Below are 18,183 nucleotides of genomic sequence, written 5' to 3'. Positions count from 1 at the left end.
TAAACGCGCTCTAAATACGAATTCTAATGAACACAAAATCTATCAAAAGATCATTGAAAGTTGCCTTAACCGTTGCGGTTATGGCGTACCTGCCTCTAAATGCAAATGCATGGGGAATGCTTGGCCACCGTATCGTCGGACAAGTTGCAGAAAGTCACCTGTCAAAAAAAGCCCTTAAAGGCGTTAGAGGTGTATTGGGATCCGAAAGTCTGGCCATGGCGAGTAACTGGGGTGATTTCATTAAATCTGATACCGCTTATAATTATATGTACAACTGGCATTTCGTAAACCTGCCTGGCGGACTAGATAAACCAGGTGTTTTTAACTTCCTGGATACAAATAAGGAAGCCAATGTATACAACAAGGTATTGGAAATGACTGCTATCCTGAAAAACGAGGCAAGTACTCCAGATCAGAAAGTGTTGGCCATGCGCATGTTGGTTCATATGGTTGGCGATTTAAATCAGCCAATGCACACTGCACGTAAAGAAGATCTTGGTGGTAATAAGGTCTATGTGACCTGGTTCGGTGAAAAATCTAACCTGCACAAGGTTTGGGATGAAGCCTTAATCGGTTACCAGCAGTTAAGCTATACGGAATATGCTGATGCGATTAATCACCCGACTAAAGAACAACTGACCACATGGAAAAGTAATTCTTTAAAAGATTTCGTTTATGGTTCTTATGAGGCCTGCAATAAAATCTATGCAGAAACTAAACCAGAATCGAAATTAAGCTACAAATACAATTATGACTTCGCAGGTCTGCTGGATGCACAATTGCTGAAAGGTGGTATCTGTTTAGCCAATATCCTAAACGAAATCTATAGCTAATATGAAAATATTAATGGTTTGTCTGGGCAATATCTGCCGTTCTCCGCTAGCGGAGGGGGTGATGCGCCATTTAGTAGTAGAACAGGGGCTCGACTGGGAGATTGCTTCTGCCGGTACCGGCGATTGGCATATCAATCAGCCTGCCGATAAAAGGGGGATCGCCATTGCCAGAAAGTATGGCTACGATATCTCTAAACAAAGAGCCCGACACTTTAATCCGGAGCATTTTGAGGCTTACGACAAGATTTTAGTGATGGATCAGCAGAATGAAAAGGATGTCCTGAGACAGGCAGAAGCCGCAGAACATAAAGAGAAAGTAATGCTCTTTTTGCCAAACGACCTCGAAGTTGCGGACCCTTATTTTGACGATAAGCTATTTGAACCCGTATTCCTGCAAATTGAAGCCCGTTGCAGACAAATCATTGAAGAAATCAAATCACAATCCCTATAAATAGCCTCGCTTATCTTATGGAATCACCTAAACTGTTTATGCTCATGCTGGGTTGTAAACCGGCAGCTCGTCGGATTGAACAACATGATATGCTCTTCTCTATCGGAACCGAATTAAAGGATCTGAAACAAGAAATTCTTGATTTCTGGCCTGAAGCAGGGGAGAAGATTCATGTGGATGCCTGGCGTGAAGTAAATACAGTAGATGGCTATAAGATTGAAGTCGTACCTAAGGCTGCTCTAAAAGAACAGGAACAACAACATAAACTGTTTTTTATGAACCTTGGCGGCTATAAAGTCAATGAGTTCGATGAACCGCATTATAAGATGCTCATCGTGGCGCCTGATCTGGCAAATGCCATTCAGCAAGCCAAACAAACCGCATTTTATAAACATACCGGTTTTGAAGGGGCAACCTCTCATATCGATGATAAATACGGCGTAGATGTAGATGATGCTTTTGAAGTGGTAGATGTGCTACCCGAATCACTAAAAAACAATTACGAACTGAAAATCACTTTAGCAGAAGGATTAGTGGCTGATGAAATTCATCTGGGTTACTTTAAACTCAGCAGAATCTAAGAAACGCCGGCAAATTGGCAATCTGCGGGGTACTCTGGAAACTGTCGGCAACCTGAGGGAAATTCCTGCAATCTGCGAGAACTCTGGCAATCTGGATAAACTCCGGCAATCTGCAAACTGAGTAAAAATATAAAACGGGGATTCTTCTTTGAAGACCTTTGAATATTTGCGTTTCAGCAAAGATTCGAGGCTGAAAAGAGAAATCCCCGTTTTAATATCCTGCAGGGTCCCCGTTCTAAACCGAGGGGGAACCCTACAAGATTTTTTATACCCCAAATTCTTTATCCAGGTAATCTGTAACTTTAACAATCGCATCGTCAATCGTATCACTTAATATCGTGAAAAATGAACCCGGACGCGCAGTTGCCATAATATATTTCAGACAATCATCCCCATTATTATTGATGATAATGTCCATATCTGGTTTCACCTCACGAATCCCTGTAATCAATAAATCGATCAGTTCCTGCGGCGGTCTGCCACGAAGATATTTCTCCTGACAAATGATAATTTTATCAAACATCTGAGCAGAAATCTTTGCAATTTCCAGATTGTCAGAATCTCTTCTATCCCCTGTAGCAGAAATCACACCGATATGTTCCGTAGCATCCACTGTTTTCAGGTAAGACTTGATGCCATTGAAACCATCCGGATTATGCGCAAAATCTACCATGATTTTGAACTCTTTGAATTTGAAAGTATTCATCCTGCCTGGTGTTTGTGCAGCAGAAGGAATGAAAGTTTCCAAAGACATCCTGATGTCTTCAATTTTATAACCACAAAGGAAGGTTGCAAGCGTTGCAGCCAGTACATTCTGAATCATAAACTCTACGCTGCCACCAAAAGTTAAAGGCACATGCGTCACCTTTTCTACCCTGATTTTCCAGTCGCCTTTTTTAACCGTGATGTATCCGTTTTCGTAGATCGCAGCAATACCGCCTGCTTTACAATGTTCTACAATGACCGGGTTTTTCTCGTCCATACTGAAATAGGCGATGTTACAATCGGCAGCATTGGCAATTTTAATACAGTATTTATTGTCTGCATTTAACACGCCCCAGCCGCTTCTTTTCACAGAACCGATGATCACAGATTTCACTCTGGCCAGATCATCCAGGGTATGGATATCAGAAATGCCTAAGTGATCTTCCTGGATATTGGTGATGACACCGATATCACATTGGTTGAAACCCAGACCTGCTCTAAGGATTCCTCCTCTGGCAGTTTCTAACACGGCAAATTCTACCGTTGGATCTCTAAGGATAAACTCGGCACTTACCGGTCCGGTGGTGTCACCTTTCATCAACATGGTATTCTGCACATAGATCCCGTCGGAGGTTGTAAAACCTACTCTGGTACCATTGCTTTTCACAATATGCGCGATTAACCTTGTTGTTGTAGTTTTACCGTTAGTTCCGGTTACGGCAATAATTGGAATTCTGGTATTTTTCCCCGGAGGGTATAACATATCAATTACCGGAGCAGCTACATTTCTTGGCAAGCCTTCGCTTGGGGCAAGGTGCATTCTGAAACCTGGTGCAGCATTTACTTCCAACACAACGCCACCATTTTCTGTAAGGGGTTGTGTTAAGTTTTCTGCCATGATATCAATACCGCAAATGTCCAGTCCGATTACTCTGGAAATGCGCTCAGAGATGAACACATTTTGAGGGTGAACCAGGTCAGTTACATCAATTGAAGTACCACCGGTACTTAAGTTGGCGGTAGATTTCAGGTATACAATTTCTCCTTGCGGAGGAACTGTTTCCAGGGTATATCCTTTTTTATCCAGTAAGTCCAGGGTATCCCGGTCTACACTGATTTCGGTCAGTACATTTTCATGTCCGTAACCTCTTCTAGGATCAAGATTTTCTTTGTCGATAAGCTCCTGAATGGTCAGTTGGCCGTTTCCGGTCACATGAGCAGGGACGCGAAGTGCTGCGGCAACCATTTGATGATCGATCACCAGGATTCTGAAATCATAACCGGTAATAAACTTTTCAATGATCACTTTCCTCGAATAGTTTTGTGCGTATTCGAAGGCAGCTTTGGCTTCTTCATCAGTTTTTACATTGATGGTGGCACCTTTTCCGTGGTTTCCGTCTAATGGTTTAAATACCATCGGGTAGCCTACAGCAAGGATGGCATTGTCCAGATCTTCCGGATCCCAGATCGTTACGCCTTTGGCAACGGGAATCGCAGAATCCTGTAGTAAACGTTTGGTTTCATCTTTATTGCAGGCGATATCTACTGCGATAGAGTTTGTTCTTTCGGTCATTGTGGCACGGAAACGGACTTGATTTTTTCCGTAACCCAATTGCACTAATGAACTTTTATTTAATCTGATCCATGGAATATCTCTGGAGATGGCTTCATCAACGATAGATCCTGTACTAGGACCCAGGCGTTCCAGTTCTCTGAGTTCACGCATCTTTTGGATGTCATGCTCCAGGTCGTAATCTGTACCGGCGATTAGCGCTTCGGCAATTCTTACGGCAGATTCTGCGGCGTAAAGACCTGCTTTTTCTTCTAAATAGCTGAAGACAACATTATAAATTCCGTCTGTTTTAGTTTGGCGTGTTCTGCCGAATCCGGTGTCCATTCCGGCAAGGGTCTGGATTTCTAAGGCGATATGTTCAATCACATGGCCCATCCAGGTTCCTTCTTCGATCCTCATGAGTAAGCCTCCGGGTTCGCCTTTTGAACAACGATGTGTATACAGGGTAGGTATTAATTTTTCGATTCTTTCGCCAAATCCCTCAATCAAATTGGTAGGATACTGTTCCATCTCCTCCAGATCCAGTCGCATTTGAATTAATTTTTTTCTTTTGATAGACCATATGTTCGGTCCGCGTAGCACCTGTATGCCTAGTATTTTCATTCTAAATTTGTTATTTTGTGTTGGTAGTGACCATATTACGGGGAAGTTATCAGTTTCTGGGATAGGGTCGAACGGAGAGATTAAAGTAAGAATATTTTTCGAAAAAACCCCTATCAACCCGGTTAAATCCAGGGAATATATTTTAGGTGAATTAACGGACGGATTATTGTGCTAAATCGAAATGTTGATAGGGGAAAATATTGATAAATAATTCATTGTTATTGAGCATTACCCTATATATTTGAAATTTTTAGTAACGAAAAGATTTATAATGACTCCGAAGGGTAAACTAATAATTATAGGTGGTGCAATCAACACCGGAAGTTTCACAGAGACAACTTTTGGATTGCCCCAGAACATGAATTTCTTTGAAAGAGGAATTCTGAAGAAAATTACGACGGAATCTATAAAAGGCACTGCATCTCGTTTTGAAATTATAACTACAGCCTCTTTGATTCCTGAAAGAGTAGGAGAGGAGTATATTAAAGCTTTCGCGCAACTGGACGTTCAGGATGTGGGTGTTTTAGACATTATTACCAGAGAACAAGCCAATTCCGAGGAAAACTGTGCAAGGATCAGAGCCGCAGATGTGATTGTTTTTACCGGTGGTGATCAATTGCGTTTGTCTTCTATTTTTGGCGGTACGGCGATTCATCAGATTCTGCTGGATAAATACCAGGACGAAGCCGTGGTGATTGCAGGAACTTCGGCAGGTGCTGCCGCAAGCTCTAAAAACATGATTTACCAGGGAAGTAGTAAAGATGCTTTGCTGAAAGGGGAGGTTAAAATTACCGGTGGATTAGGTTTCATTGACGGCGTCATTGTAGATACCCATTTTGTACAACGCGGAAGAATTGGCCGGTTGTTATATGCAACGGCAAGTAGCCCCGGCATCCTTGGAATCGGTTTAGGGGAAGATACCGGCCTGTTTATTTCCAATGGAAATATCATGGAAGCAATCGGATCAGGCATGGTGATTCTGGTAGACGGCAGAAATATGACCGATACCAACCTGACTGATGTAGAAATGGGACAACCGGTTTCCATCAGCAACATGACGGTTCATGTGATGTGTGACGGCGATATCTATGACCTTCATGATCATAAATTAACCATCCATCACCCAAAAGTAGTCCCGATAGATTAACATTGATTCCTCCTAAATCATTAAAATGAAAATTATTATTCATGGCGGTTTTTTCAGTGAGTCTGGAACCAACCAGGAAACTAAAATAGCCAAACAAGAAGCCTTATCGGCTATTGTAACGGAAGCACATACCTATTTAAACACCCATACGGCATTAGAAACCGTAGTTTATGCAGTAAGTTTATTAGAAGACAATCCACTTTTTAATGCTGGATTAGGTTCACAGATTCAAAGCGATGGTGAGCTGCGGTTAAGCGCATCCTTAATGGATGGTAAAAGTCAGAAATTCTCTGGTGTAATCAATATTCAAAATGTTAAAAACCCGATACAGATATCCGAAAAGCTACTTAGTTACGATGATCGGGTATTGAGTGGCAATGGTGCATTAGATTTTGCCCGTAACCAAGGCTTTGAATTTTTTGATCCCGTGATTCCGCAGAGAAGACAGGAATATGAGGAGAAATTAGCGCAATCTTCCAGATTAGGGACCGTAGGTTGTGTCGCTTTAGACGCAGCAGGTAATCTTGCTGCGGCAACCTCTACCGGAGGTAAAGGATTTGAAATTCCTTGTCGTGTGAGTGATTCTGCCACTGTAGCAGGGAATTTCGCCAATGAACATGCTGGTATTTCCTGTACCGGCGTTGGAGAAGATATTGTGAGCGCCGCATTGGCCGCTAAAATTGTGACCCGTGTAACTGACGGCTTTACGCTGAAAAATGCCTGTGATAAATCATTTGATGAGTTAAAAGTTATTGATGGTTTTGCCGGGGTTATCGGCATTAGCGCCGCTGGCGAATTGTACCATACCGACTCCCATCCCTATATGGTATGGGCAGCATTTGACGGTAGTTTACAGGTGTTTAACTAAATTAGTTATATCTTTACAGGATGAACAAACTTTGTGTAGTTATTCTTTTCCTACTCCTTTCAGGAAAGGCAATGACACAAACCACTACTTTTCTTCCTCAGGAACCACCAGCAACGAGCGGCGCAATTAACATTGTAACCTCCAGTCTGGAAGAGGCGGATGGCAATACTTATTTTGCTGAAGCCCTGAAGAATGAAAGAAGAGGTGACCTCAATGATGCCCTTAATCTATACACTAAGGCGGCATTTGAGTTCAATTCCTCGAAACTTTTTGTTCGTTACGGAGAAGCGCTGATGAAGCTCGGCAATATTCACCTGTTGATGAATCATTATCCCGAAGCCGAACAGGTAATCCTGAATGTAGCCTTAAAGAACTATTCCAAAATTGGCAGTAAAACCGGCCAGATGGAGGCTTACTTCCAGTTGGGCAGAATTTATTTTGCGGCCAATAAACTGACACAATCACTTTGGTTTTATACCCAGCAGGGCATCCTGGCCAAACAGCTCAATAACAATAATGCTTATGTAGAGTCTGTTATCGGCATTGCCCAGGTCAAAATCAAGAAAAAAGAATATAATCTCGCTGTAAAAGACCTTAGCAGAGCAGAATTGCTGTTGAAATCAGGCAACAATGTACAGTTGAAGAACAGAATTAAGGAAACAAGAGCGCTAATTCCCTCAAAATTAGTCGCTAAGAAGTAATCCGCCAAACCCGCTAAATTATCAGCATCCTATGGGTTTTTGTATAGGTTTTTTAATTACTTTTGATAAGTTTACAGAAAAGAGACGGTAATAATACTGTCTCTTTTCTGTTTATTCGTGATATTGGTATCATATTAGTTGTGGATTATAAAATGGATTTTAAATTATTCAAAGAAATGTTAAAAAGAACATTACTGGTCATCTTTACTGCTGCTGTATTGGCATGCCAGGCCTCCCCAAAGCCACAACCGCAAGTTAAGGGTGTAACTAATATTGTACCCGACGAACGCCAGGCATTAGTTGTTAGAGAGGTTGTAGGCCTGATCGAAAACTATAACTACAAAAAGATAAAGCTCAATGATTCTATTTCTTCTTTGATTCTTGATAAATATATCAAGGATCTGGATCCATATAGATATTATTTTCTGGCTTCCGACATTAAGGATTTCGAACAGTTCAGGTATACCCTGGATGATGATTTCAGAAATGGCGACCTGAGTGCTCCCTTCTATATCTTTAACGTTTATCTGAAAAGATACAATGAATGGCTGAACTATACGCTGGAACAGGTGAAAGGTAAATATGATTTCAAGGAAGATGATACTTATGTATTTGACCGCGAGAAAATGCCATGGGAAACTACTTTAGCTGGCTTACAGGACATCTGGAAGAAAAAGGTAAAATACGACCTGGTGAACCTGAAAATCGCAGGTACGCCACAGGCAAAAAACATAGAAACACTGACTAAAAGATATGAAAACCTAAAGTCTCAGACCAATAAGGTGAACAATCAGGATGTGTTTCAATTGATCATGGATGCTTTTACAGAAACCATCGATCCGCACACCAATTATTTTAACCCAACAAATGCGCAACAGTTCAATGAAGATATGGCGCGCTCTTTTGAGGGAATCGGTGCCCGACTTAAACTGGAAAATGACATCCTGAAAATTGATGAAGTAATTCCTGGAGGTCCTGCTTTCAAAAGTAAATTATTGAGTGCCGGCGATCGTATTGTGGGTGTTGCACAAGGTAATGGCGAATTTGAAGACATTATCGGCTGGAGAATTGACAACTCAGTTTCTAAAATAAAAGGCCCTAAAGGCACTAAAGTAAGGTTGAAAATCATTCCTGCCGGACGTGAGCTTTCCTCTAAACCGGTCATCATTGAGTTAATGAGAGAGCGCATTGTGATGGAAGACCAGTCGGCTAAGAAAACTGTGAAAACAGTGATGTCTGAGGGTAAACCTTATAAAATCGGGATCATCAGAGTTCCTGCTTTCTATGCGGATTTTAAAGCGGCCAATGCCGGTGATCCAAACTACAAAAGCACCACTCGTGATGTGAGACTGTTGATTGATACGCTGAAAAACAAAGATAAAGTGGATGCTATTGTGATGGACTTACGTGCCAATGGTGGTGGTTCATTGGTGGAAGCAATTGATTTGACTGGCCTGTTTATCGATAAAGGTCCGGTAGTACAAGTGAAAAACACGAAGAACGAAATTGAAGTCAATGAAGATACCAACCCGGGTGTAGCCTGGAATGGTCCACTGGGTGTAATGGTAGATAGACTGAGTGCTTCGGCCTCTGAGATTTTTGCCGGTGCCATCCAGGATTATGGTAGAGGTGTGATCATGGGAACCCAAACTTATGGTAAAGGTACCGTGCAGTCTTCTATTGACCTGAACAGACTGGTTAATCCTTCGCTTTTGCAAAAGATTGCCGCTTTGGTTAACAAGGATGTTAAAACGACCATGACTGCTAAAGACGGTTCGCCAATTCAATTGGGACAGATTAACTTAACCATGGCTAAGTTTTACCGTGTAAATGGTAGCAGTACTCAGCATAAAGGCGTAATGCCGGATGTTCAGTTCCCTTCGCTTTATCCAATGAACAAAATTGGTGAAGATACAGAGCCATCAGCATTGCCTTGGGATGAAGTGCCTAAGTCGAACTTCGTGGCTGTAGCAGACCTGACTCCATTGAAACCGGAACTGATCAAAAGACACGAAGAAAGAATGTCGAAATCTTTGGACTATAAAACACTGGAACAAGATATTGCAGACATGAAAAAACGTGACGGAGAGATCTCGATCACTTTAAATGAAAACAAACTTAAAGCAGAACGCGATAGTCTGGAGACAAAATCGCTGGATAGAATCAACAAGTTAAGAGCTTCAAAAGGTCTTCCTCCGGTTAAAAAAGGAGATAAGGTGAAGAAAGAAGAGAACGTTGACTTTATTGAAGATGAGAGTTTACAGATCATGGCCGACTTAATCAAGTTAACTGATCCTAAGAAAACGGAATTGGTTACCAGACCAGGCGGTTTTAATTAGAAAATATAGCTTATAAAAAAAGGGGATGCCACAACGGCCATCCCCTTTTTTTGTGCAATGATATGCTGATTATTTGTCGTCTTTGTTTTTCTGAATCTGCATGGCCATCATTTCTTTCATGGTTTTATTCATGCCCTCTGTGGAGCCATCCAGGAAGATCACATTGCCATCGCTGTTTTCTGCGAAATGCTTGATAGATTCTGTCCACATGGTGAATAAGATCACGGAGATATCCAGATTGGCTTCTTCCATTTCCTGTGCGGCTTTGGTCATACCATGTGCAACTTCTGCACGGAATAAGGCGATACCTTGTCCGCGCAACTGAGCAGCTTCTCTTTCCGCTGCTGCGGCAATTTTGATGGCATTACCATCTGCTTCCGCACCTTTGGTTTTAGTAATCAACAGCGCCTGACCTTCGTTTTCTGCTGCTGCTTTTAAGTTGTTTGAAGCCACAACTCTACTCATCGAACGCATAATTTCATCATCGAAAGTAATGTCGTTCAACTGAAGATCCTGTAAATGATAACCCCAGCTTTCCAATACCTGGTCGATCTGGTGCTTTACATGGTCTACAATCTCATTTCGCTGCGCCAATACATTGGCTTGTCGCTGGGTAGCGACATAGGCTCTGATCGATCCTTCAATCGTCCGGATCAGGGCTTGCATCAGGTTGGTGGCATCCACAAACTTAAAGGCTACGTTTTTAATAGTTTCCTCATCGTGATTGAGTACCGAATAAAGCAGCATGGCTTTAAAGTATACATTGGCTTGGTCTTGTGTAACCGCCTGGAACGATAGCTCTACAGAACGGTTCTGTATCGAGATTCTCGATTGAACAACTTCAAATAATGGGATTTTGAAACTCAAACCCGGTCTTAGCAACCGTTGGTATTTTCCAAAAATTGTAACGACAGCAATGGTTCCTTGTTTTACGGTAACAATGGAGCTGGCTAAAATAACTAGTGCGATAAACACTATAATTAAAAGTGTAAGGTTCATAATGAAGCGTTTTTGGTGAATATGCTGGCTTCAAGATACGAAGAATTCTGATTTTCAGGTGATTCTGAATTGTATTCGCAATGATGGTGTCATTAGAAAAGAGTTGAGGCATAGATTTTGCCTTGTCATCATAAATAACACAAACCTTATGAATGTAAAACGCACTTTCGGAACAATATTAACCATCCTGGGTATTGTAGGACTTATTTATGCCGGTTATGGTTTCGTGAAGCATAGTCTGCAAAGCAGAGAGCTGATCGTAGCTGGAATTATTGGGTTGATCTTCTTTGTATCCGGTATTGGACTGGTGAAAAATACTAAGGACGAATCGTAACTATTTTTTACGGCTAATTTTACCTTCTTCAGAGAAGTCAAGCTGGTGGCCAGGGAAATCTGTATTGGTCAGGTGTTTTATTTTATGAAAAGCGCCATCCTGGTCGTCCAGTCTCAACCGGTTGATTTTATCCTGCTTTACAGAGATGACATCGGCCGACAGAAAATCGCCTTCGCCGTTTAATTTGATCTGAAGGAGTGGCGCAATGCCATTAGGGCCTTTCAGACTGAACATTCCGTACGTACAGAAGTTGCCCATACTGTAAGCGATGAACTTATTTTTGTACAATTCTACGGCTCTGGTTACATGAGGGCCATGGCCCAATACGATATCCGCACCGGCATCAATCACCCCGTGTGCAAAACGATAAACATCGCCACGGTTTTCATTGTAAAATATTTCATTTGCTCTCGGAACATGCTCAAATCTGGCACCTTCCGCACCGCCGTGAAAAGAAACAATAACTACGTTTGCCTCTTGTTTTAAGCGAGTTACGAGTTCTTTGGCTGCGGCCAGGTTGTTGATAGAAAGGGTGTTTTCATTCGGTGCAAAAGCACAGATCGCGTATTTTACGCTGTCGATTTCAAAGATCTGGAAAGGATGAGACTGTAAGCCCGCATAATTAATCTGTAAAGAATCCAGGATGGCCATGGTGCGTTTTCTGCCTTTACTGCCAAAATCGCCCACATGGTTGTTGGCAATACTCAGCACATTAAATCCGGCATCTTTAACAATTCCGGCATAGCGTTCCGGCATTCTGAATGCAAAACAGCTGTTGCTGACCGTGTCTTTACACTTAGTAGATTTCCCGGTATTCAGGAAACAACCTTCCAGGTTTCCGAAAATCAGATCTCCTTTTAAATAGGGAGCCACTTCCTGAAAACTGTTTACCGCATCATCAGCAGGAAGATTTGCTTTGGTAGGATAGGCAGAACCGAGCATGATATCGCCAACAGCAGTAATCCTGATGGTGTCTTTTTTTACTTTAACCTTTAGTGGGATGGTATCGGTTTGAGCCAATGAAACGGTAGGTACACTTGCGCGGTTTCCCTCGCAGCTAAATAACAATAATGCGGACAAACACAGTAGGGCAAGTGTATTTAATGATTTCATGAGTAAGCGTTGTTTTTTTTCATAAAAAAAGTCCTCCCGGTATGATATGGGGAGGACTCAATGTCTTGTGGTTTGTGAAGGATTATTCCTCCATCAGGTCGTTTTTCACAGGGTCCAGAATTCTGCCACCTTTGTAAAAATACCTTGAATAGTAAGGGTCGTTTAAATTGCTGATCACTACTCCACGGCTGGAAGAAGCATGAGCGAAGCGGTTATCGCCAAGAAAAATACCAATATGCGTAATGCTGCGGCTTTTGATCTTGAAAAATACCAGATCTCCTTCTTTTAACTCGTCTTTTGGCAATGGATCTACCATGCTAAAAATGTCGCGTGAATTGCGGAGTATAGTGGTGTTGAAAACTTTATCGTAAATCGCTTTTGTAAAAGCGGAACAATCAATGCCTTTCTTGGTATTTCCACCGAATCGGTAAGGAGTACCTATCCATTCGTAAATGAATTTGTAAAGTTTGATGTTTGAAGTTGCATCTACTGCAACACCCATTACCTGAGAAAAATATTGGGAAGCTAAATTATCAGGGTCTTCTAATTTATTGGTTTCTTTTGATTTTGTCTGTGCATGTACGGCTGAGAGGCTGCAGGCGACAATTAGGGTAGAAAACAAAAATCTTTTTATCATACTCTTAAGTTTGGGTAATAGACACTTACACTTAAACGTACACCACTGGGGCTTATTGTCCGGTGTCAAAACTATGTATTTTACAAATGTTATCCAAATGTAAACGGTTTAAAAGCAAAAGTTATCCACATTTTTTGTAACCTTAGTGTTCATTTTACAGGTTTTTGTTCAATATGTTGCAATAAAAAAGTAGATTTGCTCTTGTAAATAAAACCAATACCCAAAAATGAGTGCAGTAGAAATTAATAAAGATACCTATCTGAAGTGGTTTGAGTCGATGTTGCTGATGCGCAAGTTCGAAGAAAAAACAGGTCAATTATACGGACAACAAAAAATCCGTGGTTTTTGTCATCTATACATCGGTCAGGAAGCTGTCGTAGCCGGTGCTATTTCGGCGTTAAGACCAGAAGATTCTATGATCACCGCATACCGCGATCACGCACATGCCCTTGCAAAAGGTGTAAGTGCAAACAGCATTATGGCTGAGATGTACGGTAAAGCAACAGGATGTTCAAAAGGTAAAGGTGGTTCTATGCACATGTTTAGCAAAGAGCATAACTTTTATGGTGGACATGGTATCGTTGGTGGGCAGGTTCCATTAGGAGCAGGTATCGCTTTCGCTGAGAAATATAAAGGCACAAAAAATGTAAACGTTTGTTACATGGGTGATGGAGCTGTTCGTCAGGGCGCTTTACACGAAGCTTTTAATATGGCCATGTTGTGGAAATTGCCGGTTATCTTTGTTTGTGAGAATAATGGTTATGCCATGGGTACTTCTGTAGAACGTACTACAAACATGACTGATATATATAAAATAGGTTTAGGTTTCGATATGCCATGTGCTCCTGTAGATGGTATGGATCCTGTAGCAGTTCACACTGCAATGGATGAAGCTGCGCAACGTGCCAGAAATGGTGACGGACCAACCTTCCTGGAAATCAGAACTTATCGCTACCGTGGACATTCTATGTCTGACCCGGCTAAATATCGTTCTAAAGACGAATTGGAAGCTTACAAATCGAAAGATCCAATTGAGCAGGTAAGAGAAACTATTCTTAACGAAAAATATGCTGATCAGGCATGGATCGAAGAGATCGAAGCAAAAGTGAAACAAATCGTTGATGATTCTGTTAAATTTGCGGAAGAGTCTCCTTGGCCGGAAGCATCAGAATTATTTACTGATGTATACGTTCAAACCGACTATCCATACGTAACAGATTAATTTAGAACGCATTTCATTTAATAATATAGAATGGCTGAAATAGTTAGAATGCCCAAAATGAGCGATACCATGACCGAAGGTGTGATGGCTAAGTGGCATAAAAAAGTTGGCGATAAAGTTAAAAGTGGCGATGTAATGGCCGAAGTGGAAACCGATAAGGCAACCATGGATCTTGAATCTTACTGGGATGGTACCATTTTATACATCGGTGTAGAAGAAGGTCAATCTGTTCCTGTGGATGCAGTTATCGCTGTAATAGGTAAAGAAGGAGAAGACTATAAAGCGGCATTAGCGGCAGAAGAAGGTGCTGCGGCTCCTAAAGCTGAGGCTGAAACTAAGCCTGCTGAAACAGCTGCTCCGGTTGAAGATAAAAAAGAAGCAACAGCAGGAATTACGGATGCTGATCTTGAAAAGATCGGTGTAACAGTAATCAGAATGCCTTTGCTAAGTGATACCATGACTGAAGGCGTGATCGCTGAATGGCATAAAAAAGTTGGTGATAAAGTTAAAAACGATGATATCCTTGCTGATGTAGAAACCGATAAGGCAACTATGGAAGTAATGGGTTACGCTGACGGAACTTTATTGCATATTGGTGTGGAAAAAGGTGCTGCCGCGAAAGTGAATGGCATTATGGCAATTGTTGGCCCGGAAGGAACTGACATTAGCGCTTTCCTTAAACAAGGTGATGCACCTGTTGCAGCAGCGGCTGATAAAAAAGCTGATGCAGCAGTAGCGGAATCTGCTCCGGCTTCGGTAGCAGCAGAAACTACAGCAGCTCCTGCTGAAGGATCTGACCGCGTAAAAGCGTCTCCTCTTGCCAAGAGAATTGCGAAAGACAAAGGTATCGATCTTGCTAAAGTTGCAGGTAGTGCTGATGGCGGACGTATCATCAAAAAAGATATTGAAAACTTTAAACCAGCAGCGGAAGCAGCAGCCCCTCAGGCAGCAGCAAGTGCAGCTCCAGCGGAGAAATCAGCTTCAGTAAACATTCCTGCGTTTGTTGGTGTAGAGAAATATACAGAGAAACCAGTTACGCAAATGCGTAAAGTGATCGCGAAGCGTTTAGCGGAAAGCTTGTTCACTGCACCGCATTTCTACTTAACGATGGCGATTGATATGGACGGTGCAATTGCTGCACGTACCAAAATCAATGAATATTCTCCGGTAAAAATCTCTTTCAATGACATGGTGTTAAAAGCAACTGCGATTGCTTTAAAACAACATCCTAATGTAAACTCTTCATGGTTAGGCGATAAAATTCGTTACAATGAGCATGTGAACATTGGTGTGGCTGTAGCTGTTGAAGACGGTTTATTAGTTCCTGTAGTTCGTTTTGCTGACGGAAAATCATTGTCGCACATCTCTGCGGAAGTGAAAGACTTCGCACAACGTGCTAAAGCTAAAAAATTACAACCATCGGATTGGGAAGGTTCTACATTCACCATTTCTAACTTAGGAATGTTCGGAATTGAAGAATTTACTGCCATCATTAACCCACCTGACGCTTGTATTCTTGCGATCGGAGGAATCTCTCAGGTTCCTGTGGTTAAAAACGGTGCTGTAGTTCCAGGAAACGTAATGAAAGTTACTTTAAGTTGCGATCACCGCGTGGTGGATGGTGCAACAGGATCTGCTTTCTTACAAACACTAAAAGCATTATTAGAAGAGCCAGTAAGACTATTGGTTTAACTAATATCCTAAATAATCTAAAAAGCTGCTTCGGCAGCTTTTTTTATGCCTGTTACTTTTTGTACTTTTGTCGCTATGTCGAATATTAAACCTTCTCTAGTTAAAGGAACCCGTGATTTTTCACCCCAGGAAATGGTCAAACGCAATCATATTTTTGATACCATAAAGACGGTATTTAAAAAGTATGGCTATGCCGAAATACAAACCCCAACGATGGAAAACCTGAGTACTTTAACCGGTAAATATGGAGATGAGGGCGATAAACTGATCTTTAAGGTGCTAAATAGTGGTGATTACCTTTCTAAAGTAAAACCAGAACTATTGGCAACTGCCAATTCAAATGCCATCACTTCCTCCATTTCTGAAAAAGCATTGAGGTATGATTTAACCGTGCCTTTTGCCCGTTACGTCGTGATGCATCAGAATGACATTTCCCTGCCTTTTAAGCGCTTTCAGATTCAACCGGTATGGAGAGCTGACCGACCACAAAAAGGTCGCTACAGAGAGTTCTATCAGTGTGATGTGGATGTAGTAGGTTCGGATAGCTTGTTAAATGAGGCGGAATTCGTATTGATCTACCAGGAAGCTTTGAGTAACCTGGGTTTAAAAGACTTCACGATTAAATTAAATAACCGCAAAATCCTTTCCGGGATTGCAGAAATTATAGGTAAACCAGAGTTGATTATTGACATGACGGTTGCCATCGATAAACTGGATAAAATCGGCCTGGATGGCGTTAGTAAAGAGCTGCTAGAACGTGGTTTTACAGAAGCAGATCTGGAGAAACTGAAACCGGTTATCTTATTACAAGGGACCAACGAAGAAAAACTGGAAAGCCTGCGTACCGTATTGGCGGAGTCGCCAACCGGAATGAACGGGATTGCAGAGATCGAAACGGTCTTCAAATACCTGAAAGGATTGTTGCAGACTACTCCGGAACTTAAGCCGGATCTGGAACTGGACATTACCCTGGCACGTGGTTTAAACTACTATACGGGCTGTATCTTCGAAGTGAAAACCAACGAAGCTGCAATGGGTAGTATCGGTGGTGGTGGTCGTTATGATGACCTGACTGGTATGTTCGGACTTAAAAACCTAACCGGTGTAGGGATTTCTTTTGGTGCAGATCGTATTTATGATGTGTTGCTGGAACTGAATCTTTTCCCTGAATCTGTTGCTGCCGGAACGAAAGTCCTGATTAGTAACTTTGATGAGGCGGCAGAATTATTTGCCTTGCCTATCGTACAACAACTGAGAAACGCCAATATCGCAGCCGAACTTTACCCGACTGCTGCAAAGCTGAAAAAACAAATGAGCTATGCGGATGATAAAAATATCCCTTACGTGATTTTGATTGGTAGTGATGAGTTAGAAAGTGGTCTTTTAACATTGAAAGACATGCACAGTGGTGCACAGGAAAAATTATCCCTGACTGATATCATTGAAAAAATTAAAGATTAATCTCCGGATTAGTTTTTTGACATATAAGCGGCCAGTTTAGCGCTGGCCTGCTTTCTTACCTTGTTTCTGAGGAAGGAAGTCCAACCCAATAACATTCCGGTAATGCCCAGCGATTGTTTCGACCATTTATAGAAGTCGAACTGATCCCTGTGCCGGATGATTTTTCCGTTTTCGATCACAAACTGTGCATCAATCTGGTTAAAAACCTTTCTTCCTGTTGCCGAAAAAGTGTAATGCGCATCCCAATGGGCAGTAGCGCCATTTTCTGTGGCTTTAACCGCAGAAAATTCCACACGCATATCTTTTCCGCTTTCAATCAGCATCGCCCACATGGCGCGCAGTTCTGTCGCATTTAGATTGGTAAATACAGGGTCGCTGAAAGTTGCCTGATCGCTGTAGCAATGCTGCATGCCGGCAATATCCTTATTTTGAAATGCCGTATAGAATTTGGTGATGAGTTCCTGATTGGCGTTCATAGGCTTAAGATCTAGTAGACTTTTCCGGCAAGAATGCCCTCGATTCTATCGAGCAAATCGTCAATATCAAACGGTTTAGCTAAAAAACCATTCGGCTTAAAAGCACCATGCTGGATATTGGCTTCGGTATATCTTGCGGAGATCATTAATACGGGAATTTCCGCGGTGTTGGTGTCAGATCTGAGTTGCGTTAACAGTTCTCTGCCATCTCCATCAGGGAGCATAATGTCCAAAATGACAAGATCTGGCTTGCTTTGTTCAATATGGCTCATCATGTTGATGCTTTTGTGGAGACCGGTAACTTTATATGCTTCGCTTTGTAAGATCAGCGTGATGACATCAAGTATGGCATGATTGTCCTCAACGACGAGTATGTTTTTGTAAATTTTAGAGCTATTTGCCAAAATCGGGGGGGGTTGGATGTAATACAAATATATTTAACAGGATT

The 18,183-nt window shown here is 41.8% G+C and carries 17 protein-coding genes; 11 read left to right on the top strand and 6 right to left on the bottom strand.

Features of this window, described 5'->3' with window-relative positions; genetic code table 11:
* Positions 1-26: 26 nt before the first annotated feature.
* The 3 genes from R2Q66_RS03230 to R2Q66_RS03220 are packed head-to-tail and all read left to right on the top strand — an operon-like array spanning position 27 to position 1,865.
* A complete protein-coding gene (locus R2Q66_RS03230) occupies positions 27-833 on the top strand; it encodes a S1/P1 nuclease (protein ID WP_316746559.1) in 807 nt (268 codons plus the stop codon).
* Position 834: 1 nt separating this feature from the next.
* Positions 835-1,284, top strand: coding sequence for a low molecular weight protein-tyrosine-phosphatase (locus R2Q66_RS03225; protein ID WP_316746558.1), 450 nt, complete (start codon positions 835-837; stop codon positions 1,282-1,284).
* 17 nt (positions 1,285-1,301) lie between these two features.
* The gene (locus tag R2Q66_RS03220) at positions 1,302-1,865 is read left to right on the top strand and encodes a DUF1543 domain-containing protein (RefSeq protein ID WP_316746557.1); all 564 of its coding nucleotides are present in this window, start codon (positions 1,302-1,304) and stop codon (positions 1,863-1,865) included.
* 265 nt (positions 1,866-2,130) lie between these two features.
* Here R2Q66_RS03220 and cphA read toward each other — a convergent pair whose 3' ends face one another.
* Positions 2,131-4,746, bottom strand: coding sequence for a cyanophycin synthetase (gene cphA / locus R2Q66_RS03215; protein ID WP_316746556.1), 2,616 nt, complete (start codon positions 4,744-4,746; stop codon positions 2,131-2,133).
* Between the two features lie 271 nt (positions 4,747-5,017).
* On the opposite strand from cphA, the gene R2Q66_RS03210 reads away from it, so the two are divergent.
* The 4 genes from R2Q66_RS03210 to R2Q66_RS03195 all read left to right on the top strand — a co-directional run bounded on the left by R2Q66_RS03210 (position 5,018) and on the right by R2Q66_RS03195 (position 9,801).
* Positions 5,018-5,893, top strand: coding sequence for a cyanophycinase (locus tag R2Q66_RS03210; RefSeq protein ID WP_316746555.1), 876 nt, complete (start codon positions 5,018-5,020; stop codon positions 5,891-5,893).
* A gap of 25 nt (positions 5,894-5,918) precedes the next feature.
* The gene (locus tag R2Q66_RS03205; protein ID WP_316746554.1) at positions 5,919-6,761 is read left to right on the top strand and encodes an isoaspartyl peptidase/L-asparaginase; all 843 of its coding nucleotides are present in this window, start codon (positions 5,919-5,921) and stop codon (positions 6,759-6,761) included.
* 20 nt (positions 6,762-6,781) lie between these two features.
* Positions 6,782-7,462: a hypothetical protein gene (locus R2Q66_RS03200; protein WP_316746553.1), complete on the top strand. Its 681-nt coding sequence runs from the start codon at positions 6,782-6,784 to the stop codon at positions 7,460-7,462.
* Positions 7,463-7,638: 176 nt separating this feature from the next.
* Positions 7,639-9,801 (top strand): carboxy terminal-processing peptidase, encoded by a 2,163-nt coding sequence (locus tag R2Q66_RS03195; RefSeq protein ID WP_316746552.1) that lies wholly within the window; start codon positions 7,639-7,641, stop codon positions 9,799-9,801.
* 69 nt (positions 9,802-9,870) lie between these two features.
* On the opposite strand, the gene R2Q66_RS03190 is transcribed toward R2Q66_RS03195, so the two are convergent.
* Entirely contained in the window at positions 9,871-10,800 is a 930-nt protein-coding gene (locus R2Q66_RS03190; RefSeq protein WP_316746551.1) for an SPFH domain-containing protein, read from the bottom strand.
* A 148-nt stretch (positions 10,801-10,948) separates the two neighbouring features.
* Between R2Q66_RS03190 and R2Q66_RS03185 the strand changes: the two genes are divergently transcribed.
* Entirely contained in the window at positions 10,949-11,134 is a 186-nt protein-coding gene (locus R2Q66_RS03185) for a hypothetical protein (RefSeq protein WP_316746550.1), read from the top strand.
* On the opposite strand, the gene R2Q66_RS03180 is transcribed toward R2Q66_RS03185, so the two are convergent.
* Together R2Q66_RS03180 and R2Q66_RS03175 are read right to left on the bottom strand one after the other, a co-directional pair.
* A complete protein-coding gene (locus R2Q66_RS03180) occupies positions 11,135-12,247 on the bottom strand; it encodes a CapA family protein (protein WP_316746549.1) in 1,113 nt (370 codons plus the stop codon).
* Between the two features lie 82 nt (positions 12,248-12,329).
* The gene (locus R2Q66_RS03175) at positions 12,330-12,884 is read right to left on the bottom strand and encodes a C40 family peptidase (RefSeq protein ID WP_265840375.1); all 555 of its coding nucleotides are present in this window, start codon (positions 12,882-12,884) and stop codon (positions 12,330-12,332) included.
* A 226-nt stretch (positions 12,885-13,110) separates the two neighbouring features.
* Between R2Q66_RS03175 and pdhA the strand changes: the two genes are divergently transcribed.
* The 3 genes from pdhA (at position 13,111) to hisS (ending at position 17,259) form a co-directional block, all read left to right on the top strand.
* Entirely contained in the window at positions 13,111-14,106 is a 996-nt protein-coding gene (pdhA, locus tag R2Q66_RS03170) for a pyruvate dehydrogenase (acetyl-transferring) E1 component subunit alpha (protein ID WP_316746548.1), read from the top strand.
* A 30-nt stretch (positions 14,107-14,136) separates the two neighbouring features.
* Positions 14,137-15,798, top strand: a complete 1,662-nt coding sequence (locus R2Q66_RS03165) for a pyruvate dehydrogenase complex dihydrolipoamide acetyltransferase (protein WP_316746547.1) — start codon at positions 14,137-14,139, stop codon at positions 15,796-15,798.
* Positions 15,799-15,873: 75 nt separating this feature from the next.
* Positions 15,874-17,259, top strand: coding sequence for a histidine--tRNA ligase (gene hisS, locus R2Q66_RS03160; protein WP_316746546.1), 1,386 nt, complete (start codon positions 15,874-15,876; stop codon positions 17,257-17,259).
* A gap of 8 nt (positions 17,260-17,267) precedes the next feature.
* Here the strand turns inward: hisS and R2Q66_RS03155 are convergent, their stop codons facing one another.
* Together R2Q66_RS03155 and R2Q66_RS03150 are read right to left on the bottom strand one after the other, a co-directional pair.
* Entirely contained in the window at positions 17,268-17,735 is a 468-nt protein-coding gene (locus R2Q66_RS03155) for a nuclear transport factor 2 family protein (RefSeq protein WP_316746545.1), read from the bottom strand.
* An 11-nt stretch (positions 17,736-17,746) separates the two neighbouring features.
* The gene (locus R2Q66_RS03150) at positions 17,747-18,139 is read right to left on the bottom strand and encodes a response regulator transcription factor (RefSeq protein WP_316746544.1); all 393 of its coding nucleotides are present in this window, start codon (positions 18,137-18,139) and stop codon (positions 17,747-17,749) included.
* Positions 18,140-18,183: the final 44 nt, after the last annotated feature.

Source organism: Pedobacter gandavensis, from assembly GCF_032677645.1.
Classification (GTDB): Bacteria; Bacteroidota; Bacteroidia; order Sphingobacteriales; family Sphingobacteriaceae; genus Pedobacter; species Pedobacter gandavensis_A.
This window is presented reverse-complemented; position numbering and strand designations above follow the sequence as displayed.